At 62.7% G+C, this 20,779-nt stretch carries 30 protein-coding genes; 29 read left to right on the forward strand and 1 reads right to left on the reverse strand.

The window, feature by feature from the left end; translation table 11 throughout:
* The 19 genes from ACFPOE_RS13550 to ACFPOE_RS13640 form a co-directional block, all read left to right on the forward strand.
* The coding region (locus tag ACFPOE_RS13550; protein WP_376850657.1) for a hypothetical protein at positions 1 to 568 on the forward strand (568 nt) is incomplete at its 5' end.
* A gap of 95 nt (positions 569 to 663) precedes the next feature.
* Entirely contained in the window at positions 664 to 1,254 is a 591-nt protein-coding gene (locus ACFPOE_RS13555) for a hypothetical protein (RefSeq protein WP_376850658.1), read from the forward strand.
* 89 nt (positions 1,255 to 1,343) lie between these two features.
* Positions 1,344 to 1,829 (forward strand): hypothetical protein, encoded by a 486-nt coding sequence (locus ACFPOE_RS13560; protein WP_376850659.1) that lies wholly within the window; start codon positions 1,344 to 1,346, stop codon positions 1,827 to 1,829.
* 678 nt (positions 1,830 to 2,507) lie between these two features.
* Positions 2,508 to 2,903: a hypothetical protein gene (locus tag ACFPOE_RS13565; RefSeq protein WP_376850660.1), complete on the forward strand. Its 396-nt coding sequence runs from the start codon at positions 2,508 to 2,510 to the stop codon at positions 2,901 to 2,903.
* A 1,082-nt stretch (positions 2,904 to 3,985) separates the two neighbouring features.
* On the forward strand, positions 3,986 to 4,381 hold the full coding sequence (locus ACFPOE_RS13570) for a hypothetical protein (protein WP_376850661.1): 396 nt from the start codon (positions 3,986 to 3,988) through the stop codon (positions 4,379 to 4,381).
* Between the two features lie 95 nt (positions 4,382 to 4,476).
* Positions 4,477 to 5,007: a hypothetical protein gene (locus ACFPOE_RS13575; protein ID WP_376850662.1), complete on the forward strand. Its 531-nt coding sequence runs from the start codon at positions 4,477 to 4,479 to the stop codon at positions 5,005 to 5,007.
* A 484-nt stretch (positions 5,008 to 5,491) separates the two neighbouring features.
* On the forward strand, positions 5,492 to 6,274 hold the full coding sequence (locus tag ACFPOE_RS13580) for a carbon-nitrogen hydrolase family protein (protein WP_376850663.1): 783 nt from the start codon (positions 5,492 to 5,494) through the stop codon (positions 6,272 to 6,274).
* Positions 6,275 to 6,361: 87 nt separating this feature from the next.
* Positions 6,362 to 6,742, forward strand: coding sequence for a hypothetical protein (locus ACFPOE_RS13585; RefSeq protein WP_376850664.1), 381 nt, complete (start codon positions 6,362 to 6,364; stop codon positions 6,740 to 6,742).
* 636 nt (positions 6,743 to 7,378) lie between these two features.
* Entirely contained in the window at positions 7,379 to 7,627 is a 249-nt protein-coding gene (locus ACFPOE_RS13590) for a hypothetical protein (protein WP_376850665.1), read from the forward strand.
* 219 nt (positions 7,628 to 7,846) lie between these two features.
* Positions 7,847 to 8,497 (forward strand): GrpB family protein, encoded by a 651-nt coding sequence (locus tag ACFPOE_RS13595; protein WP_376850666.1) that lies wholly within the window; start codon positions 7,847 to 7,849, stop codon positions 8,495 to 8,497.
* 376 nt (positions 8,498 to 8,873) lie between these two features.
* Entirely contained in the window at positions 8,874 to 9,326 is a 453-nt protein-coding gene (locus ACFPOE_RS13600; protein WP_376850667.1) for an NUDIX hydrolase, read from the forward strand.
* 141 nt (positions 9,327 to 9,467) lie between these two features.
* The gene (locus tag ACFPOE_RS13605) at positions 9,468 to 10,031 is read left to right on the forward strand and encodes a dihydrofolate reductase family protein (RefSeq protein WP_376850668.1); all 564 of its coding nucleotides are present in this window, start codon (positions 9,468 to 9,470) and stop codon (positions 10,029 to 10,031) included.
* 85 nt (positions 10,032 to 10,116) lie between these two features.
* Positions 10,117 to 10,296 carry a hypothetical protein gene (locus tag ACFPOE_RS13610; RefSeq protein ID WP_376850669.1) on the forward strand — a complete coding sequence of 60 codons (180 nt, stop codon included), beginning with the start codon at positions 10,117 to 10,119 and terminating at the stop codon, positions 10,294 to 10,296.
* Positions 10,297 to 10,797 carry a hypothetical protein gene (locus ACFPOE_RS13615; RefSeq protein ID WP_376850670.1) on the forward strand — a complete coding sequence of 167 codons (501 nt, stop codon included), beginning with the start codon at positions 10,297 to 10,299 and terminating at the stop codon, positions 10,795 to 10,797. It begins immediately after the preceding gene.
* Between the two features lie 127 nt (positions 10,798 to 10,924).
* Positions 10,925 to 11,161 carry a trimethoprim-resistant dihydrofolate reductase DfrB gene (gene dfrB, locus ACFPOE_RS13620; RefSeq protein ID WP_376851895.1) on the forward strand — a complete coding sequence of 79 codons (237 nt, stop codon included), beginning with the start codon at positions 10,925 to 10,927 and terminating at the stop codon, positions 11,159 to 11,161.
* Positions 11,162 to 11,326: 165 nt separating this feature from the next.
* Positions 11,327 to 12,022 (forward strand): hypothetical protein, encoded by a 696-nt coding sequence (locus tag ACFPOE_RS13625; protein ID WP_376850671.1) that lies wholly within the window; start codon positions 11,327 to 11,329, stop codon positions 12,020 to 12,022.
* Between the two features lie 164 nt (positions 12,023 to 12,186).
* Complete coding sequence (locus ACFPOE_RS13630) at positions 12,187 to 12,714, forward strand: GNAT family N-acetyltransferase (protein WP_376850672.1); 528 nt, start codon at positions 12,187 to 12,189, stop codon at positions 12,712 to 12,714.
* Between the two features lie 670 nt (positions 12,715 to 13,384).
* Positions 13,385 to 13,963, forward strand: a complete 579-nt coding sequence (locus ACFPOE_RS13635) for a CYTH domain-containing protein (RefSeq protein WP_376850673.1) — start codon at positions 13,385 to 13,387, stop codon at positions 13,961 to 13,963.
* A gap of 86 nt (positions 13,964 to 14,049) precedes the next feature.
* Entirely contained in the window at positions 14,050 to 14,541 is a 492-nt protein-coding gene (locus ACFPOE_RS13640) for a DNA topoisomerase IV subunit B family protein (RefSeq protein WP_376850674.1), read from the forward strand.
* A gap of 993 nt (positions 14,542 to 15,534) precedes the next feature.
* Here the strand turns inward: ACFPOE_RS13640 and ACFPOE_RS13645 are convergent.
* Entirely contained in the window at positions 15,535 to 15,807 is a 273-nt protein-coding gene (locus ACFPOE_RS13645) for a hypothetical protein (protein WP_376850675.1), read from the reverse strand.
* 645 nt (positions 15,808 to 16,452) lie between these two features.
* Here ACFPOE_RS13645 and ACFPOE_RS13650 point away from each other — a divergent pair.
* The 10 genes from ACFPOE_RS13650 (at position 16,453) to ACFPOE_RS13695 (ending at position 20,755) form a co-directional block, all read left to right on the forward strand.
* On the forward strand, positions 16,453 to 16,782 hold the full coding sequence (locus tag ACFPOE_RS13650; protein ID WP_376850676.1) for a hypothetical protein: 330 nt from the start codon (positions 16,453 to 16,455) through the stop codon (positions 16,780 to 16,782).
* A 10-nt stretch (positions 16,783 to 16,792) separates the two neighbouring features.
* Positions 16,793 to 17,353: a DUF3592 domain-containing protein gene (locus ACFPOE_RS13655; RefSeq protein WP_376850677.1), complete on the forward strand. Its 561-nt coding sequence runs from the start codon at positions 16,793 to 16,795 to the stop codon at positions 17,351 to 17,353.
* Position 17,354: 1 nt separating this feature from the next.
* Positions 17,355 to 17,756, forward strand: a complete 402-nt coding sequence (locus tag ACFPOE_RS13660) for a TfoX/Sxy family protein (RefSeq protein WP_376850678.1) — start codon at positions 17,355 to 17,357, stop codon at positions 17,754 to 17,756.
* Positions 17,757 to 17,793: 37 nt separating this feature from the next.
* On the forward strand, positions 17,794 to 17,949 hold the full coding sequence (locus ACFPOE_RS13665; RefSeq protein ID WP_376850679.1) for a VOC family protein: 156 nt from the start codon (positions 17,794 to 17,796) through the stop codon (positions 17,947 to 17,949).
* Positions 17,946 to 18,281 carry a hypothetical protein gene (locus ACFPOE_RS13670; protein ID WP_376850680.1) on the forward strand — a complete coding sequence of 112 codons (336 nt, stop codon included), beginning with the start codon at positions 17,946 to 17,948 and terminating at the stop codon, positions 18,279 to 18,281. The genes ACFPOE_RS13665 and ACFPOE_RS13670 overlap by 4 nt, the downstream gene beginning before the upstream one ends.
* A gap of 18 nt (positions 18,282 to 18,299) precedes the next feature.
* On the forward strand, positions 18,300 to 18,767 hold the full coding sequence (locus tag ACFPOE_RS13675; protein WP_376850681.1) for a GNAT family N-acetyltransferase: 468 nt from the start codon (positions 18,300 to 18,302) through the stop codon (positions 18,765 to 18,767).
* A 30-nt stretch (positions 18,768 to 18,797) separates the two neighbouring features.
* Complete coding sequence (locus ACFPOE_RS13680; protein WP_376850682.1) at positions 18,798 to 19,223, forward strand: hypothetical protein; 426 nt, start codon at positions 18,798 to 18,800, stop codon at positions 19,221 to 19,223.
* Positions 19,224 to 19,391: 168 nt separating this feature from the next.
* Positions 19,392 to 19,559 (forward strand): hypothetical protein, encoded by a 168-nt coding sequence (locus ACFPOE_RS13685; protein WP_376850683.1) that lies wholly within the window; start codon positions 19,392 to 19,394, stop codon positions 19,557 to 19,559.
* Positions 19,560 to 19,608: 49 nt separating this feature from the next.
* Positions 19,609 to 20,166, forward strand: a complete 558-nt coding sequence (locus ACFPOE_RS13690; protein WP_376850684.1) for a GNAT family N-acetyltransferase — start codon at positions 19,609 to 19,611, stop codon at positions 20,164 to 20,166.
* Between the two features lie 61 nt (positions 20,167 to 20,227).
* Positions 20,228 to 20,755: a 2'-5' RNA ligase family protein gene (locus tag ACFPOE_RS13695; RefSeq protein ID WP_376850685.1), complete on the forward strand. Its 528-nt coding sequence runs from the start codon at positions 20,228 to 20,230 to the stop codon at positions 20,753 to 20,755.
* The last annotated feature ends 24 nt before the right edge of the window (positions 20,756 to 20,779 follow it).

Consider the following 20,779-nt stretch of genomic DNA (forward strand, 5'->3'; position numbering starts at 1 on the left):
AAAGTCGTCCCGCAGCTGCGCCGCGCCGTTCCTTGTGCGCCGGTTACGTCCGACGTTAGGCCACATCATGGAAGCCTCACAGGACATCGAGGAAGAACGGCGAATTGCCACACTTGTTTTACCCGAGGACTACGGTCGGAATGCGGGACAAGTGGCCAGCCTATCCACGCACGCAATTCTCTACATCAAACGCAAGGAGCTGTCGCTCAAGCCGTTCGAGTTGATATCGCTGCCGGCATCGCAGTGCTCGTCGATCCAATACGAACAGAGGCTCGCTGTCGTTCCAATGGTTCTCGGTGGTCTGCTCGTACTGTTGCTTCTCAGCGCATTCATCTTCGGTAGCGTCGAGGCGGGAACGAGCATTCGTCTTGGTGCAGTGGCACTCGCCTTGATCTTTGGTTTGAACATGCTGTTCGGGGTAAAGCGGCACAGGCTCACGTTCATCGTCGACGGAAAGCGCTATCGCTGGCAATCCAAAGCCGGAGACTACAAGTACAAGACCGCGGTTGTCGAAAGGCTCGTCGCCTATGCTCGCGAGCGTGGGCTTCTTCATGCTGCGAAGGCTTAAGCGTGAAGTGGCCTAACCCTTCCATCGAGCGGACGGTTTCCAGCGGGCTGCGCCCGCCTCCAACCGCCGCTCATGTCAAACGTTAGGCCTCAAGAATGCGCGCGCTACAGATCGAGCTGAATGGCCAGAGCTTGGCGGTCGCCGGATCGGAAGCCGCGGTCCTGCTCTCCGCCGGAATTAGCCTATCCATTCATGAAAGTGGTGGTACGTTGGACGTGAGCGGCATGGAGGACTTGGGGAACGATGTCAGCTGTCACCTCTCGTGGGTCGAGATGATCGATCTCGTAAAAGGCGATCGCGTGACGGTAAAGTTTGTTGAAGCGGCGACAGCCACGCCGCCGTCCGAGGCCCGGCGAACGGACTCACCGCAATATGCGGCCGAGCGTGCAGCCTATGAAGACGACCTCCGAGAGAACCCTCTTGGACCAGTGGTTTTGGAGCGCAAGCAAGCGGACGCCAGGCTGGCGCTTTATTGGAAATCTGACCCACCAATCGTGGCGTCGTTTGAAAGTGGGCGCGAATTCATATCCTGTCGCTTTAGCTGGCACTCCTTTCGACCTGACCGTTGCCGCATGACTTTCAGCAGCTTCTCGCAGGTCGAAGCACTCGACCGCACGGGCGGTAAGGATTGGTTCAGCGGCACATTGAACGTGGGAGAAGTCTGTGCGATCGAGCTCGGGGCCTAACAGGTCCGTCAACGCGGACGCCCAAAGTCGTTCCGCGGCTGCGCCGCGCCGTTCCTTGGTCGCCGGCTACGTCCGACGTTAGGCGCCTCATGTTGGACCTGCTGGAACTCCTGCTCAACATTGGCGCCGTGTGGCGCATCGCACTGGGCTGTGGCCTTGCACTTGCTCTTGTTGCTGCAGCGAATGCGGTTTATCCGGTGCCAGCCGGCGCATGGTTCCTCCTTGGCTTCGTTGGCGCGTCGGTTGGTGGCGTATGGCAGGCCGCAGCCGCATCCAAGCAGGCACCGTCTCCACCCGTCACGCCTGGTCGCAGGCCGCGCCTGCCGAGCGCACTCGCGTTCCTGACGGTAGCCGCCATTGGCGGCCTGTGGGGCTACCTGGCGGAACTCGCCTTCGGCCGAACGTTTGCGGTCCTTTGCATGCTTCTTGGCCCGCCGCTCCTAGCACCCGTCTTTGGCATCTTGTCCAAGGAGAGACTCAGCCCCTTCTCTGTCGTGCTCGCTTCGGCAGCGTGCCTGCTTGGCTACGCCACTCCACATGCCATCAACTTGTTCTTCCAGTCGACAGGCGCCTAACCCCTCGCTCGAGGCGACGCGCTACAGCAGCCAGCCCTGGCCGCGCTACGCTGTGGTCCATCACGCTCCGCGCGGCCAGGGCCGTCTGCCTCCGCACGCGGCTCAGCCCGAAAGTTAGGCGTCACATGTGGCTGTGGTTGCCTGCTCTGACTTGCATCTTCTTCGGACTCGGCCTCGCGATGAGTGGGAGCCTTCGCGAAGCGGCAACGGTAACGGCATGGAGCTTTCCGCTCATCCTGCTTAGCTGGTACTTTGCATCGCGTAGGAAGAGCCTTGCTCCTACCAGGACGGAACGCACGATCGCAAAGGTCTGGCTGATCCTTCGGAGAACGATCTGCTTTGCCGGTGCAACTCTCTTCGCAGCGACGGCAGCCTTTGGGGGACATTCTGCGTGGGCACACAAAAGTGGTGCCACCTTGGTGGGAAGCGTTATGGCGCTGGTGATGGCCGTGGCGTGTATTTGGTGGGGTGCATACGGTAGCACGGGGAAGAAAGGCCTCTTTCGCGGTGACATGGAGGCGCACGAGCAAAGGAAACGTCGCTATGGCCGGAAGTAGTCGAGAGGACATCGGGGCGGTGACGCCTAACAGGTCCGTCAACGCGGACGACCAAAGTGGTTCCGCAGCTGCGCCGCGCCGTTCCATGGTCGCCGGTTACCTCCAACGTTAAGCATCAGCAATGCGACGTACTGCCCTCCTACAAACCGCCGCGATCGCCGTGGTCTGTGCGCTCTTCGCGGCGAAGTTGCCCTCGCTGGCCGAGCCTGGCGCAACTGCGTTCTCTTGGGTGGGTGCAGCGATGGGCGCGTGCATCGCCTTCTTTGCCGGCTTCATCGGCTCCCGCTTTTCGTCTGCAAATCCTGATTTCGAGGCCTCAGCCACACCCGTACAGCTAAGGCTGCTGCGTGGCTCTGTGATTGGCCTCGCGGGCGCGGTCACGAGTTTCACCGCGTATCTGTATTTTCCGTCGCCGTGGCTCAAGGCAATCATTGGCGTTTCTATCGCGGTTGGAGCCGCCTGCGTGTTTCTCAGTCTCGTCGCCAAGTGGGCACCTGCCGGGAGGCCTGATGCTTAACATGTCCGTCCACACGGACACCCACGGGTGTCCGCTCCCTTCGGTCGCACCGTACCGCGGTCGCCGGTCATCTTCACGTTAGACGGCAAAGGAGTCATCGTGCAAATAGTGAGTCTCTCTGCATTCGCGCTCGCGGGCCTGCTTGCTGTCGCGTTCGGAGTCCGGTATCTCGTCACGCGCGAGTTCATGTCATATCACGCGCAGGTTCTGGGCCAGCCTTGGTCAGCGCTCGAACCCCGCCTGCAAATCATCATCCTCGGGATGCTTAGGGTTGCTGGTGCTGGCTTGCTCAGTTCCGGTTGCGCCGTTCTGTGGCTCTTGCTCCCCATCGGCCGAGGGCAGCCCTGGGCGGTCTGGGCCGCTCTCACGGTAGTGCTGGTAGTCACCGCGCCCATTCTTTACGTCGTTGTCTGGCTGCGTCAGCAGTCTCCGGGCGCGAGAACTCCTGTGATCCCCACCGTCGCCGCTATGTTACTGGCCACCGCTGCAGCCGTCGCATTCTTCGCTGGCCGCTATGCCGCCTAACAGGTCGGTCAACGCGGACGCCCACGGGTGTCCGCGCCTTCGGCGCACCTCTCTCGTGGTCGCCGGTTACGTCCGACGTTATCGGTCAAAGGCATGAGGGAAAACGCCGTGGCGCTCGCGCACGTTGCCCGTCGGGCAGCTCGGGCACTGTCGCGCCGGAACGCCCCGCGCCACGGCCGGTTTGCGGACGGCGCTGCGTGCGCGGCGCTCGGGCGGTCTTCTGGCGCGCATGGTTGCGTTGGCCTGCTTTGGCAGCCGAGTTGTTCCGCGTGGGTGGACTCCAGTGCGCACGCGCTCAAACCGCTCCACTTTTCTGGGGGGTCTTCCCGAGCGTTCGGGTGGGCAGCAGTTCAGCCTGGTAGCGCTCCGGTCAGCCTTCAACACTGCCGCACACTTGCCGGCATCGCAGCGGCAAGGTGCCGGTCGGCAGTCGGGGTTGGTTTGGCGTTGGCCAGGGCGGCTTCCGATAACGGGTCGGTCAACGCGGACGCCCACGGGTGTCCGCGCCTTCGGCGCACCTCTCTCGTGGTCGCCGGTTACGTCCGACGTTAAGTCTCATGGACGCACTCGCCGAGCTTAACAAGCGCCTTCGCCTGATCGCGGGATTGCTCGATGGCGCTGCGTCTCTGATTAGGGATGCCCCCCTTCCTTCCACGAACGCGCACATTCGGCGTATCGGAGAGGCGTTGGCGTCGGTCTATGAGATTCAGGGCGCTCTGTACAAGCTCCGACCGGAACTGGAGGTCCCATATGAGGACGCGCCCGAGGAAGTCCGCGCGGCGAACAAGCGTCTTGGCGACGCGATGATTGCGGCATACGATCTTGCGGATACTGCTATGGTGGCCGAGGCAATCGCACTGTTGGCTGACTTTGCTAAGAATGAACCGTCGGAGTACCACCGCTCAATTGCGAATGGGGAAGTCGAGAGGCTGAAGGCCAACTATGAGACTTAACAGGTCCGTCAACACGGACGCCCAAAGTCGTTTCGCAGCTGCGCCGCGCCGTTCCTTGGTCGCCGGTTACGTCCGACGTTAGGCGTCATCGGGCAATGGCCATCTTTCCCAACCGGATCGTACGGACAGACGAGGGCGTGTGGCTATCTCAGGTTCCGCCTTGGACGCATGCGTGTGTGCTCATTGCACTTCTTGTCGCAGCAGGAATCGTTGCGTTTTTCTCTAGGGGGAAGAGACTTCCCGGTGAGGCGTTTATTCCGGCCGCCATTGCCGCCGGGTCGTTGGTTCAAAGTGTGCGCGAACGCCGACGGTACGGTCAGTTAGGTCGGCCGCTAGTCTCTCGTTTCAATGGCTCTCTCAATATCAGTCCACGAGTTGGCGCTGAACTGAAAGTCAACCTTTCAACCACGAAGAAGGTCGTTGTCTATGGGCAGGCGGGCCGACGTATCTACAGGGCCGTCGACAACGATGGATCGTATGTGGAGATAAGGCCTGAGTGGGGGCGAAGTGAAGAGCGCGAGGCTATCGCGTTCCTTGAGAATGCCCTTGGGCCGCTCGTTCTTGTCGAGGTAGCTCAGACTGAATTTGCTGCGGTGCGTGGCGATGGACCTTACTATGACGCCTAACCAGTCCTTCAACACGGACGCAAAAGGGAGTCGGCTCCCTTCGGTCGCACCTGCCTTGTGCGCCGGTCAAGTCCGACGTTAGACGGTGGAGGTTTGAATCATGCTTCTTCAGGCAAGTGTCTTTCTCGCGCTACTTTGTTCAGCCCTGTGGGTCCTTTTGGCCGCGAGCAAACGCCGCTGGTCGGAGGTGTCCCTCGCGGGTTGCATACTGCTCATCGCAGTGTTTCGAGCGAGTTCCATGGCCGTGCCAGGTTGGGCTTACCTTCTAATTGGAGCCCTCGCCTTGGTCGCAGCCGTCCTGCATGTGCGCCACCTCTCGCGCGATCCGGAATGGAGGGCGTCTTGGAAGCGGTAGCTTGGGGCGGGTGCGCTCTGTTGTCTAACTTGTCGGTCGACACGGACGCCCGAGGGCGTCCGCGTGCTGCGCGCACACCTTTCCTCGGTCGCCGGTCACCTTCGCGTTAGGCTTCACATTCCACACCCCATGTCACTCCCTCGGTCCAGCCTCCGCATCGCCATCGCGCAGATTCCGATGCACTGGACGATTGAAGAAAACCTCGCGGCAATGCTTTCGGCTATGCGGCTGGCGCGCTCGGCCGGGGCGACGCTGTGCGCCTTCTCCGAACTGGCCGTCACGGGCTTCCACCGCAAGATCGTTGAACTGGCGAAGGCCGACCTCGTGGCGCCAGCGATACGCCAGATCACTGACGCGGCGTCGGAGTTGCGTTTGGCAGTTGCCTTCGGTGCACCGACATTCGGCCCGGACGACGCCAAGTACAACAGCCACATCCTGGTTGACGAGCTCGGCGAAGTAGTAGCGGAGGTTCACAAGAACGGACTCACTGCGCCTGAGGCAACGTTCTTTCAACCAGGAACCTCCAGGCCTGCAGCCCCTCTTCGAGGCTTCGTTACCTCGGCCGTCATCTGCCGAGAAGTCGAAGATCACGGTCCGGTCGTAGAGCAATTGCGCGAGAGCGCTGTCCGGCTTGTACTGTGGCCTGGCCTCATGAGCCCTGACCCGGACAAGCCAGTCACGGACCCGCCGGAACACGTCGTACAGGCGCAGCGCATTGCTGCAGTTACTGGAGCGTACGTGGTGCAATCCAACTGGCCAAATGCACTCAACAACCCGGAGCGCAGCGTCGAGACGGGTCACAGTGTCTGCATCTCGCCTCTGGGCGTCCTGCTTATCCGCCTTCCTCAGAGCCAGTTCGGTGTTGGTGTCTTCAACCTGGGTGAGTCCGCATTCGACTGGCATGCGCAGTGAGGCCTAACCAGTCGCTCAACCCCCGACTCGCTAGGCCTTACAGGACCTGCCTCCGCTCGCGGGGTTGGCTCGAACGTTAGGCCGCAGATGCAACTGTCCGCGCAAGAACTAGACGCCGTCTCCTTGGCGAAACTTGGCGACGAGGCCAGGATGCTTCTGTGCGCCGGTGACATCGACACTCTTGCGACGCGCTTCGGGTACGCGCTTGCATACGATCGGCACCCCGCCGACGCCATCCGCGAGGAACTCGCGTCCAGCCTCGCCGAAGCTGGGGCCAGTCGGCTCATTGCAACTGGCTGGCAACCGCCGCGCGTGGGCTACTTCAAGCAGAACGACACGGGTTTGTTCGCTCTCGTGGAGAGTTTAGTGCCAACCGAGAATGGGGCATCTATCCTCGTCGAAGTCATTGTGGCTGGTAGTGGCACCAATGCCCACGCCACGCTGGAGCAAGTTAGTGCTGCGGTCTAACAAGTCCCTCAACACGGACGCCCGCGCGGCAGGCGCAGCTCCGGTAAATCCATGTTCTACTGGCCGCGTTCTATGGCGGCACATCGACTAACCAAAGGAAGTGAAATGCGCAACTCCGGTAAGGCTCCAACGATGGCCGTGTGGGTCATTTCGCTTGTGCTCTTCTTAATAGCGCTCGCGGCTCACTTTGGAATTGCGAAGATTCCGGAGCCGTTTGCATCGTGGTCCTGGATTGTCGGCCTCGGCCTGCTGCTCCTCGCGTGCCGTGTTCGTGGCCTCTAGCTTCGGCTACAGCGCAGGACAGCACAGCACAGCGCGGCGTGGAGTTTGGCGCGCTGCGCCAGATTGCCCGCCTCGCCGGTTCTGCGAACCAGCGCCATCTGGCGGTTGACTTGGCCGGCACGAGTGCTCGGTTGAGCTTGGCTGCGGCTGCGTAGGGGTCTTCGATGTCACGCGTGGGGAGGTCGTCGAACATGCTCGCTGCAGTGCCCGCTAACAGGTCCGTCAACGCGGACGCCCAGGGTCGGCCCGCACCTGCACCGTGCCTTACCCTGGCGGCCGGTTGCGTCCGACTCCACGCGGCGAGATGCGAGCGTGTCACAGCCGGGAGCGGCGATCGGATGCTGGAGGCAATTGATGACTGACTACCTCGGACTTGATTGGCTGGCGATGGTGCTGACCTTCACCGCGATCTATCTCCTCGGCAACAAGAGCCGATACGGCTTCCTCATCATGATGGCTGGCAACCTCTGTTGGACCGCGATCGGTGTCTGGGCACACAGTTACGCCATGGTCTTGGCTAACCTCGGGTTCTTTTTGATGAATGTTCGCGGGTTTGTGAAGTGGGCGCCGGCCACCCAGGCGACCGGAGCGCTCGATGCATGACAGATCCGTCAACGCGGACGCCCGGAGTTGTTTCGCAGCTACGCTGCGCCTTTCCTTCGGCGCTGGTTGGCCATGTCGAGGTCGCCGAAAGGCACGCCGAATGGACTTGTGTTCAGGAGAGAGCCATGAAAGCTAACAGGTCGTTCGACGCGGACACGCAGCGGCATTGCGCGGCAAGCCGTGCGTGGGAGCATACGTCTCGCGACGCAATGCCACTGCGTGCTGATCATCTCCAACGCTAAACCGCACCGGGCGGCTGCTTTGGATGACGCGCCGATCGAGATCGCCGAGTACAACCCGAGGTGGGTCGAGGCGTTCCAACTTGAACGAGATGTCCTCGGTGTCGCTCTCGCCCCGTGGCTTGTTGGCGGCCCTGAGCACATTGGAAGCACTGCCGTTCCGGGTCTTGCGGCCAAACCCATCATTGACATCATGGCCCAGGTCCTTTCCCTCGAGGACTCCCGGGGCGCTATCGCTGCCGCAGCGGGCGCCGGCTATGTCTATTTCCCCTACCGCGCCGAAGCAATGCACTGGTTCTGCAAGCCGTCGCCGTCGATGCGCACGCATCATCTTCATTTGGTTCCGAGGGGAAGTCGTCTCTGGAACGAGAGATTGGCGTTCCGAGATGCTCTGCGCGCCGACGAAGCTCTCCGAGCGGAGTATCGGGACCTCAAGGTTGCATTAGCGGCAAGATTCCGTCACGATCGCGATGGCTACACGGATGCCAAGCTCCTTTTATCCATCGAGTTCTCCAGGGCGCAGGGAAAGGCGATGCACATGCGGTCTAACAGGTCGTTCGACACGGATGCCCGAATGCCTCCGTGCGCTTCGCGCCCGCGCCTCCGGGCCGCCGGCCAACTCCAACGTTAGAGCCCATGGGCATCGTCGTACTCTTTGCCGTAGCTTTGTCCGCCAGCGCCTACTTGAGCGCATTCTTTGCGTGTGTCATTTCTGCTCGGCGGAGTCGCAGCATCCCGATGTATTGGGCGGCGGCCGTTGCCAGTGCCGCCGTTGGTTGCGCAGTTGGGTGGGTCGCCCAGCCAAGACTCGATCGATCAAAAAGCAACTCAGCCAGAATTGCTTCAGCCCTGGCGTGGGGGCTTGCCGCAGTCCATTTGGTTCGATTTGCCCAGATCTGAAAAATTGCGATGTCCCGAATGCGGTCTAACGACGCGGACACGCAACATAGAACCGCGGCTTCGCCGCCGGCAATTTCCAACGTAAACTGGCAACACATAATCCGCACATGCCCGCACAGAAGATCCGTGCCGTCGCCATTTGCGTCTTCCTAGACAACGGGAGAATCCTGGTGAATGAGGGACACGATCCGGTTGAGGGGTCGAGCTTCTGTCGTCCTTCGGATGGGGGCATCGAGTTCGGAGAAACAGGTGCCGAGGCCGTCGCGCGCGAAGTGCGTGAGGAGCTCGGCGCTGAAGTCGCGAATGTTCGCCTGATTGGAACGCTGGAGAACATCTTCACCTACCTCGGGGCGCCAGGTCACGAAATCGTCCAGGTCTATGACGGCGAATTGGCTGACCGTTCGTTGTACGGGCGTGCCTTCGTTTCAGTCGTGGAAAGTGACGGCCAGCCTTTTCAGGCCGTGTGGCGGGGGCTTGGCTCGTTTGGCCCCCAATTGCCGCTTTACCCCGCCGGGCTCGTCCAATTGTTGCTTGCGAAGGAGGCTGAAGTTGCTGAATAACTGGTCCGTCAACGCGGACGCCCAAGGTCGTCCCGCGGCCTTGCCGCGCCGTCAGCTCGGTGGTTCCGAGATTCCGTCGGCGGGAAATGCGAGCTGACGTAAACGTTCCGTCCAACGGGTTCGTCAACGAACGGAGGCGCCATGGGACTCTTGACATTCAGTATCAACGTGACCCTGGACGGTTGCGTCGACCACCAGGAGGGCATCGCCGACGAGGAAACACACGCCTTCTTCACCCGCCTCATGGACGAGGGCGGGGCGATGCTGTGGGGCCGCGTCACCTACGAAATGATGGAGAGCTACTGGCCAGGGGTCGCCCGCGGCGACGGGGAGGCACCGCCGGCGATGCGCCAGTGGGCGGTGAAGCTCGAGGCCAAGCCGAAGTACGTGGTGTCTTCAACGCGAAAGGACTACGCCTGGACCAACAGCCACCACATCGCCGGTGACCTGCGCACGGGTGTACAGAAGCTCAAGGACGCGACACCGAACGGCGTGCTCCTCGGGAGCGGCAAACTCGCGACGGAGCTGGACCGGCTGGGTCTGATCGACGAGTACAAGTTGCTCGTCCACCCGAGGATCGCCGGCCACGGCCCGACCCTGTACGAGGGCGGGCTGCCCAGCACGCGACGGCTCGACTTGATCTCAGCGAGGCCGCTGCGCAGCGGCGCGGTCGCCTTGCACTACCGGCGCGCGGCAGGTGCTTGACATGTCGGCCAACACGGACACCCGACGGTTCATCGTCCGCTCCGCGGCGCCTTTCCCCGGGTTACCTTTAAGCTAGAGGGCACAGATGACTTCGCTGTCACTCCGGGATCGAATCGCCGACGGCGTGATCGCCACGGTCTTCGGGCTGCTCCTGGGTTTCGCGGCCGCGCTCTTTCTCGTCTTTGAGTTCGAACGGCGGTTTCTTTGGGGAGTTGTGCTGTTCTCGGCGCTCTTCTTCTTCGGCGTTGGTTTCGTTAGGTCTTGAATGAGCCGGATCGTTATTCTTGCCTTGAGCGCCGCCGCAACGCTCGCAACGTTTTCCGCACGTGCGCAGGAGGGCGCCATGCAGTCGGAATCGCGGGATGCAGCGGCCGCATACATGGGCACTGCGAACTTCCTGGTTGGTCGCATCGCGAGTGAGTGCCTGGTGGTCGTCGGCCGCCCGGAGTCGCCCCAGGACTACGCCGCTATCTGGCAGAGCAGGAACGCCAGGTACTGGATTGCAGCACGAAAGTACATGGTCAAACGTCTTGACGCGGCGCTTGCGTCCGGTGGGACGGCAAAGCGCGACTCTGTCTTGGCTGAGTACGCGGCCGCGATCCGACGGGACGGTGAAGCTTCGGCGCAGTCCTGGATCACCCGTGGTTCTCGGGAGGAAGCGTGTATGCAAGCCATCACCGTCATCGACGCTGGCGGATTGGACGTCACACAGCGCGTACCAATCTACAACGAGCTCGAGGCGCTTGCAAAGTGGGCTGAACAGTGATCAAGCTCTCGCCGAACAGGTCCGCGGTCTGTCTATGCAGTCGATAAGGGGCGTCTCTCAGGTCAATGGCGTTGACTTCGAACGCACGCCGGTTTCTACTCCGAATCAGCGTGAAGCAAAGGCCGATATGGGACAGAACAGCAAAGTCGTTGGTCCTCAAGACGGGCGCCAACTCAAGCAACCAGAACCGACGACGTTCGGACTCGGGGATCGAGTAAGAAAAAAGTCCGGCGCCGCGTGGCAAGGCTGCGTGGTCGGCTGGTACAGCACAACCCTGACTCCAGAGGGTTATGCGGTGGAATCCGAGGCTCATCCGGGCTCAGTGCAAATCTACCCGGTCGCAGCCCTTGAACGTGTGGCCTGAGCCGGCAATCGAGCCGACCCGCTACGGCAGATGGATATGACCCGGCGGCATTCGGTTCGCCACCTTGTGTCGCCGTGCCGAGGCCCTGGCCGCCGCGGGCAGTTCACTAGCTGGCGCCTTAACACGGCAATCGGACGTACGCATACTTGGCAGAACTTCCTGGCAATGCCCATCGACACGGACGCCCAAAGTCGTCCGCTCCTTTCGTGGACCGCGCGCTTTCGCCCGTCGGAGAGCAAGTGGACGACACCGGCCATCGCAGCATGCATCGCGTTGACGGTAATGTTCGCCGCCGACGCGAGCGCCGAGGTCCACAAGTGCGTGAAGGAGGGCCAGGCGAGCTACCAGGAACAGCCTTGCGCAGGGCAGGGCGGCGCGGACACGACGGTCCAGACGTTCAAGCCGAGCCCTTGGGTCGGCTGCTACCAGTCTGAAGGCCCGATGCTTGACCGCGTTGGGACGCGGCAAGAAGCGATGGAGGTAAGCCAGGATGGCGGCACCCTGTACTCGGCCATGGGCAGTGACGGCCCATACCAGCTGCGGCTGATCTGGGCGCCTTCCTCCCCGAGGCAACTGCGCTTGATCAAGGAGGCCATCGGCGGCAAGGAAAGGGACGGCATCGAGGTCACGCATGGTCTATTCATGTCGGGTGCGACCAAGGGTCCCGAGGTGCACGATGCCCCCGAGGACCAAGATGTCATGGGGTATTGGTGGATCCGCGGCCTCGACATTGAAGGCGATCCCATGCATCACCTGCCACGGACGAAGGAAACGCTTCGGACCAGCAAGGAATTTCTCTACTTCCTCGCGCCCGGTGTCTTTCAGAAGGCGAGCATGGTGCCTTGCGCGGTGAACAGATGACGAAGCAACGAGGAGGAATGCGCAGCATGGTTGGAGCCTTGTCCCGCGTGGATGTGCCACCACTCTTTGAAGGCCGAATTGTCGATCGACATGGACGCCGGTCTGCGTCTGGCTTGTCCGGTCGCCGGCCAACTTCACGCTAGACCGCTCAATGGGGAATGCACATGGAACCCGTCAGCCTTCGTCTTGGTAGGAGAAGCGATGCGCTGACGGTTGCCGCGCTCTCGGTGCAGGTGTTCCTCGACACTTACGCGACCGCTGGGGTCCGGCCAGATTTGGCGCGGGAGGCGTTCCGCGAATACTCGGAGCAAGCGTTTGTGGAACGCCTTTCAATGTCCGGCTGCCGGTTCGTTCTAGCAGAGGCACAGGATGCTCTCCTGGGTTTTGCCGAAGTTCAGTGCGAATCGCGCAAGGCTCCGGGCGCGGCCCCGCGTGGTTTCGAGTTGGTTCGGTTGTACGTCCAGCCGCAGGCGCAACGAGCAGGCGTGGGTAGTGCTCTCCTGAGGGAAGCAGAGAAGATCGCTTCATCCGCTCATTCTCCTGCCATATGGTTGACCGTGTGGGAGGAGAACGTGCGCGCGCTGGCGTTCTACGCCCGAAGTGGCTACGCTGACGTTGGAGCAACCGACTACATGTTCGAGGGGAAGGCGTATGGAAACCGGGTCGTTGCGAAGCAGCTTTCCGTGGCCTGACAGGCCCGTCGGTGCGGACGCTCAAGGGTGTCGCCCACCTGCGCCACGCCGGTCTTCGATCGCCGCTTACGTCTGACGGTATGCAGCACGGTCTGCGTGAGCGCCTCTTGCTCGCTGGAGCAGTTCTTTTGGCGCATCTTGGCCTGATCTACCTGATGCGCTTGACCGACTGGTTGCCCCGAACGGGAGGCTCCATTCGCCAAACGCCGGGGATCTCGGTCTCTCTTTTGAGGGTTGAGCCTGACGTGCCGAAGCGCGACGTCCTGCGTAGGGGGCGCGGCTTCGGGTCAAGTAGTGTGGGAGCCAAACATGCGTCGAAGGGCGTAGCACAGGAAGTCCAATCCGAGCCTCCCACCGTTGCCGTTGCGCAGATGCCGGACAGCAGGCGTGGCCCGGTCACTCTTTGGCCGGATGACAGAGCGCTTCGTGATTTTGCGCGATCATATGAGCCGTCGTTGGCTGAGAGGTCAAGAGCCAGGATCGGTGAGTCACAGGCAGACCTGACGCCAGGGGAAAGGTTGCGCGACTCGGTGGGCGATGCATCGATTCCGGACTGCGCTCGACCGGACGCGCTTCGCCGCATGCCGGTGCGGATCGGCGGATTGCTGGATTTGCCGCTGCTCGCCTATGCTGCCGCCAAAGGTCTTTGCAAGTAGCGAAAGGGGCTCCAGTGCCGCACAACAAACCAGACACAGGCAAGCCCGCAGGCGTCACCGCTGCGCGACGAATTCCGGCCGGCGCCCGTTGCCGTCCTTCCGTGCAGCAGAGTGACGCACAGTCTTTCGCGCCGAAGTACTCTCTGGTCGAGATCGAGCGGCGGTGGATCGCGGATTTGTCGTCTGTTGGTTCGCTTGAAGGGCTTGCGTATCGGGACATTGAAGACCTGTACGTTCGCGGTACCCGGCTTCGGCTTCGCAAAGTGACCGCCCAGAGCGGGGAGGTCGAACTCAAATTCTGCAAGAAGTACGGCCGCGGCGAAGGACTGGCGGAAGCCATCACAAACCTCTACCTGTCGCCGCGTGAGTACGAGTCCCTAGCGGCTCTTCCCGGTCGGGTCCTGCGCAAGCGCCGCTACTCCTACTGCGGTGGCGCGCTGGATTTCTATCCCGCTTTCCGATTTGCGATGTTTGAAGTAGAGTTTGACTCGGTGAACGATGCGCAGTGCTACGTCGTCCCCGCGTTCGTTCGCCGCGAGGTCACGGACGACGAAGACTATTCGGGAGGTTCCCTGGCTGCGAGAACCGCATGACAAGTCCTGCAACGCGCACGCCCAGAGTCGCTTCGCAACTGCCACGCGCCTCTCTTGGCGCCGGGTGCGCCCCGACGTAAGAGCTCATGAACACCTCCGCCGTTCTCGCACGGGCCCTGATCGCCTACTCGGTCCATGAGCATCAGGACGGGGCGGCGACGCACGTCCAGGTGACCCTGCAGCCGCGGTCTTGTACCGTTCGAGACAACGGACGCGGAATGGGGCTCGATCGCGACGGCTACGTCGTGGGGCTGCTTGAACAACTCGGCGGGCGGCGAAGCGACGTGGCCCTGCACGGCATCGGGCTGGCGATCATCGCGATGTCCTCGCCCATGCTACGGATTGAATCGCGCCGAAATGGCTGCCGATCTGCTCAAACCTTCGTATGGGGCATGGCACAAGGCCCGGTAAGCTCCGAACCGGCAGCGGGAGCCACGGGAACATGCGTGAGCTTCGCCTTGCCGATTGAGGCGCCTGAGATCGATGTGGACGAGGTACTTGCGCAAGTTGATCGATGGCGCGCCGCGTTTCCTGGATTGACGATTGATATTTCATTCAATGCACAGCATGCGCTCTGACAGGGGCCTTCGTGCCTTATTCGAGGAAACGATCCCTACAGCGGATAGGGGGCCGCTGATGATCCGGCTCAGGAGCTGGAACAGAAGATCGCTCTACAACTCGAGGCTCTCCGCTCGAGTGGTTCACTGTAGATGCAAAGTATCGTCGCGGGTAACGCCAAGTGCTGTCGGTGATGCCGTCTTACGCAAATGCACGTGAGTTCTTGCGCGCCGTCCAAGCGCGCTACCTTAGCCTTCCGGGGTACTCAGACACGGGCCTGGCGCGTTCGTTGGGGCTTCGGCGGCCCCGAGTCTGTCATTTCGAAACTGCCTATCGTGCGCCTGATCTGTTTCGCTTCGCCTTCGCGTCGCCCCATCCGTTCAGAAAGCTATCTCACCGGGTCGCTCGACACGTGATCGGCACGGATGGGAACGCTCCGTACTTCTATTCCAGGTTCTATGACGGCGGCGAGGAGCTCGAAAAATCGGAATCGCTGATGATGGCGGTTGCCGGAGCGACTGGAATCTCCAGCGGTACGGCGCACACAATCGCTGCATTGCTGTTCCCGCAGATCGGTGGGTTCACCCTTCTTGACATGCGCAAGATCAGGTTCCGGTCCCGACGGCGCGTTTCCGGTGTCGATTGCGTCGCGGTCTCGGGCGCCCACCCTGGTGGCGGGCGCGTCACCGCGTGGTTTGGGGCGGAAGATCTCCTTCTGCACCGGTTGCTTCGTGCCAAGTTCAAGGCTGAGGAGATCAGGCTGGACGTCAAGCCCTTTCTTTGCCGGCTCTACGGCGCTGTTCGATGCACCCAGGATCGATGCCTGACAGGTCCGTCGACGCGGCAGACCGAAGGTTCAGTTCAAGCGACGGGCGGATTGTCGATCACTTCTGGTTTGATCAGGGCGACCCTTAGGAAAAGCGTCGCCTCGAGCGGTACGTCGACGGCCAGCGCAGGTACAGCGTGGATTTTGAAGTCGTCCCGGAGTAGCCGCCCCACTGCGGGGGCAATCGCTAATTCGCGAAGGTGGAAGCGAGCGGGGCGCGCTTCGGCGGCGGTGTCGCAACAACTCGGGACGCAGCGCTGCGGGCGGCGCTGATCTCTTCCTGCTCATGGGCCAGCGTGTGGTTGAAACGATAGATTCCTGCGGCAGCGAGCACGGCGAGGACCAGCAGGTATCTCTTTTCGGTCTTGGGATTTCCGCTGAAAAGTGCCAGCAGCGCGCAGCCGGCGATGCCGATGACCAGCAACTTCAAGTCCATCGAAAGAGAATTGAAGAAGTCCATGGTGATCCTCAAACTGCAGATGCTCCCACTCTATACAGCCTCGCCGAATGCGGCTAGGAAGCGATGCATTCCCGGGGTTTCCGCGTTGTTGCGTGACCACGTCAGTCTGGGGCCGTTCCAGGGCCTCGCGGCCTTAGTGCACGGTCCACGACATCGATAGAGTTGCGCGCAATGGGCTGCCGCGACGCGAACCCGCACTGGACCGAGCCGTATTGATGAGTTGCAGACGCAGTGCCTGCGCCAACGGGCGGGTGGCGCGCACTGCGCTTCCGGTCCCGCTTCGCGCCAACGGATGCGACTGGCTCCGCCAGCCCGCCACGGGCGATTCTTCGCACCGCCCATTTTGTTTCTCCCGGCGTCCTGGGGTATCGTGGCAAGCATGTATCGCCTCGCGCCTTCACGGACGCTCGTGCAACCCGCGGGTTTCGCCCGTGGCTGCTTCCCTCTCACGCCCTGGGCCGCGTGATGGCCGCCGGCTACGCTGTCATCGGTGTCGGCGGCCCCGGCGTGGTGACGCAAACGGTAGCGGCTTTGATCGGCGCGCTCCAACGTTAAGGCGCATTCAGGATGCACTGCTTCAATCATGCGGGGCTCGAGGCTGTTGCGGTCTGCAGGATGTGCGGTCGCGCAATTTGCATGTCCTGCGTGCGCCCGACCGAGACCGCGGTCACATGCTCGCAAGCTTGCCGAGTCCGGGCGGACGCACTGGCCGGGCAGTTGGCAACCCACGCAGCCCTCACGGTCAAGGCGCAGCGGCTCACGGGTCTCACGCCCGGCATCTATCTGCTGTTCGCGCTTTTCCTCTTGTCGCTTGGCGTGATCGGCGCATTGCTGACACAGAGCCGAGTCCTCGCATCTGTCGCACCGATCCTGTGGCTGTTGTCTGCGTTCTGCATTCTCTTTGCCATTGCGATGGCATCCATCTGGCGACGGCTTCGGGGCCGCGATGGCGCTGCCCCGCAAGTGAAGCAGTGAAGGGCGCACTGTGGAAATCGCAGCATTCCCGGGAGAAAGGCGCTTTCTGGCAGGCGTGCTTGTTTGCGCTGCGGCTGCGGCGGCTGCTGTTGCGCTGATATCGGGAACGCTGATCTGGCTGGCCGGCTTCGGCGCAGGACTTGCCCTGGTGTCCTACGCTCTCGCACTGCTGCGCAGGTGCGGCGTCGCCTCGAACTGGAATGAGCGTCGGGGCCGAATCCTCTCGGCGTCGGTGGAAAGCGTGTTTGTGCCCGACGAGGCGACCGACACCGAATACCGGCCACAGGTGCGCTACGAATACGAGGGGGATGCAGGGGCGCGCACCGGGAGCCTGTTTTCTGTTTCGTCCTCGCTGTTCCGCGCGCGTACCTCGGGCGAGATCGAGAGCTTGCTGCTTTCGTACAGGCCGGCCACAAACGTGACTGTGAAGGTATGCCCGACGTGTTCCGACTGGGCGGTGCTGCGCACGGACATGCTGCCCAGGCGTCGCAGCCATGTGTTGGCAGCGCTGGTGGGTGGCCTGCTGGTGGCGCTTGTTTCGGCTGCCGCCGCAATCTTGCATGCGCTCTGACATGCCAATCCGCATTGCCGATCATGATGCCATGCCAACCTTGAAGAAGTCACCGCCCGAGCTCATCGAACGCTTCTCCGCCGCGTTGCCAGCCCACCCGGGCCTGGTTCGCAAGCCGATGTTCGGGTACCCTGCCGCCTTCGTCCAGGGGAATATGGTGTGCAGCCTGTTTCGGGATTCGGTCGTGGTGCGGCTCGGCAAGAATGGCGCCGCGGAGGCAGTCGCGGCGGGCAAGGCAGCGCAGTTTGCGCCCACGCCCGGCCGCGCCATGACTGGATACGTCGTGATTCCTGACGCAGATGTCCAGGGACCGGAAGCGCTGTCCGCCTGGCTGCAGCGGGCGCTCGATTTCACCCTGACGTTGCCGGCGAAGGTGGCGTCCAACGCCGGACGGCACGGATGACGATCCTGCGCACAAGCTTCGTCCTGCCTATCTGGTCGTGGACGATCTCGACGCTCTGTATGCGCGAGCGTCGGCGGCCGGAGCGCAAGTGGTGAAGGCGTTGAACACCGAGCCATGGGGGATGCGCGAGTTCGGGCTGCGCACGGTCGATGGGCATCGAATCATGTTTGGACAAGAAGTGGGTGCAGCGTGACCACGCCGACGATAGCGAGCGACGCAAGTAGGCAACCTCTCCGGCTTCCTGCGCCGCTCTACGTGCGGCTGCTGGCCATTCTCATCACTGGCGTCTTTTCGGGCCTGGCTGCGCTGGCGTTGGTCACTGGTCATGTGGGAGAGCGCTGGACCCGCTTGGGTTACGCCGGTCCGCTCGAGGAGGGGCGCGCGCAGAGCTTCGGCTTGGCCATGCTGTTCTTCGGCCTGCTGCCGCTCATGCTCTGCGCCCGAACGCCACGCTCGGCCATGTGGGTGGCTTCGATCTCGGTGGTCCTGGGGTTGATCTGCGTCTTCGCCGGCGCGCTGCTCTGAGCGAAAGGAGTGCAGGCAATGGACCCACTCGCCCTCGCATTCGCCCCAGTGCTTGCCTGCGATGCGCAGGAACTGGCGTCCCTGCGGGTCGAAGCAATGCGCGAGAGTCTGGAACGCATCGGCCGCTTCGACCCCGTGCGGGCGCGCAGCCGTTTCCTGGAAAATTTCTCGCCCGAGCACACCCGCGCGATCCTGCTGGACGGCCAGAGGGTCGGCTTCTTCGTCGTCCGGCCGCAGGGGGAGACGCTGTTGCTCGATCACCTGTACGTCAGGCCGTCGCACCAGAACCGCGGCATCGGCTCCAGGGTGCTGCAGGCGGTCGTCTCGGAAGCAGACGAAGGCGGACATGCAGTTCGCGTCGGCGCTCTTCGCGCCAGTGATTCCAACCGCCTCTACGCACGCCATGGCTTCGACCTGGTGGAGGAGGCGGAATTCGACAATTACTACCTTCGCAGGGGCCGGGATGCGCCCAGACAGACCGCTTAGCCGCGTCCGTCGCCAGCCTTGCATTGCGCCATGACGCCAGCCCAACGCCGCCTGCGCACGAACTGGCTGATTGCCGCAGCCGTGCTCCTGCTCGTGCTGGTCTTCGGCGACTTCGTTGAGGCGAATGCGGCGTGGCTGCGCTGGGTCTTGTTCGCGGGGATCGTCTTCGCGTCCTTCGGCCAGGGCCGGTCGCGCTCGCAGATGGCGCGCGACGGGAATGAGGACCTGGCGAGCCTGGTGGAATCGGCTCCCTGGCTGAAGATCTGGTTCAGCGTCTGGGCCGCCGTGGCGCTCATTGGAGCCATCTACGTCACCCGGCGCGACGTCGACCTGTTCCAGCTTGTCGGCGGGATCCGGTTCTTCATCCTGTCCTTTGCCATTCTTGTCGGACCGGCCCTGGCCCTCAACGAGCGAAGGCGGTTCCGGGAACTCGGGGAGGACCGCGATGCCCTCTGACCAATGCGTTCGACACGGACGCCGACGCCGCGCTATTCTTGGCCATGGGGGACATATTTCATGTTGAACTCAATCTCCGCAGTGCGTCACAGCGTCTCGATCGGCCGTGTCTCCGGCATGAGGATGAAGTCAAGGAATTCCCTGGGCAGGGACGCCCTGCATGCGGTCATGTCCATCCCCGGAGCATTCGACGTGAAGGTCGAATGCGAGACCGCGGATGTTGCAGTGGTCGGCTACGGCTGGCGGATGGCCGAGCGCTTCACCCAGACCGACGAACACCTGGCGGTGCGCGGGCTGCGTCGCATCGACTGGCTGGGTGACGCGGATGCCGGCTGACAGGCCGTTCATCGCCGCGCAGTCCCGGCCGCAACGCCCCGGGTCGGAGATGGAGCTAGTCTGGCCCGCATCCGAACACTTGCCGGGCTACGTGTCGGCGCTGGAGCGGGGGTGGTCGGCGGACAACGTGCGCGGCGAGGTGGCGGCACGCGAAGAACTCGCGCAGATCGACGCCAACCCCACGGCCTTCCTCGGCAGCCTGGTGGATCGCGAAGCAAGGGGCGAGCCGGTCACGCTGCCGGATGGCTCGGTCGTCAGTCGGCTTCCCTCGTTGCGCCGCTGGCTGTGGGACGGAGAATTCTGTGGAAGTATCGGTTTTCGATGGCAACCCGGTACCACGGCGCTGCCGCCACACTGCCTGGGGCATATCGGCTATGCGGTCGTGCCGTGGAAGCAGGGCCGAGGTTACGCCACGCTCGCGCTGCGCTTGCTGTTGCCGGAGGCAAGAGCTGCCGGACTCGCGTTCGTCGAGATCACCACCGATCCAGACAATCTCGCCTCGCAACGCGTGATTCAAGCCAACGGGGGCGTGCTCGTTGAACGCTTCACCAAGCCGCCGCAGTTCGGGAGTGTTCCCGGGCTGCGTTTCCGGATTGCGCTCGAATGAGGGCAGCGCCGCACCCGCAATGGCAGCCCGGCGCGCACCGCCGGCGGCAACGTGAGCCCGCATGCCGCAGTCGGGCCTGATCGTGCGAGTGCCGCAGGCCGAGGAGCGCTTCGGGGCACTGCGTCGACGATTCGACCCGCAGGCGCGACTGGGTGTGCCGGCGCATGTCACGGTCCTGTTTCCCTTCATGGCGCCGGAGGAAATCGGCGCGGCGGAGTGCGCCGCACTGGCGCAGGTGTTTGCCCGATTCGTGCAGTTCCCGTTCGTGCTCGGTGCCGTGCGCCGGTTCCCGCAAGCGGCGTACCTGGCGCCAGATGATCCCGGCCCGTTCATCGCGTTGACCCGTGCGGTGGTCGCTCGTTTTCCCGAGTACCCACCCTATGGCGGTGCCTATGAGACCGTCATCCCGCATCTCACGGTCGCTGACGGCGACGCGTCGGGCGCAGGGGAGGCGGAACTTTCGATGCGCAAGATCATGGACGCGCATGGGCCGCTGGGATCGGTTTGCAGCTGCGTGTCTTTGATGGAGAATTCGTCGGGGCAGTGGAGGCAAATGCATGAATTTTCGCTTGGTCGATCGCGGGGCTGAGATGTCCATCGGGAGTTGCGACGC

Origin of the sequence: Caenimonas terrae (assembly GCF_042655405.1) — a bacterium.
GTDB lineage: Bacteria > Pseudomonadota > Gammaproteobacteria > Burkholderiales > Burkholderiaceae_C > Ramlibacter > Ramlibacter terrae_A.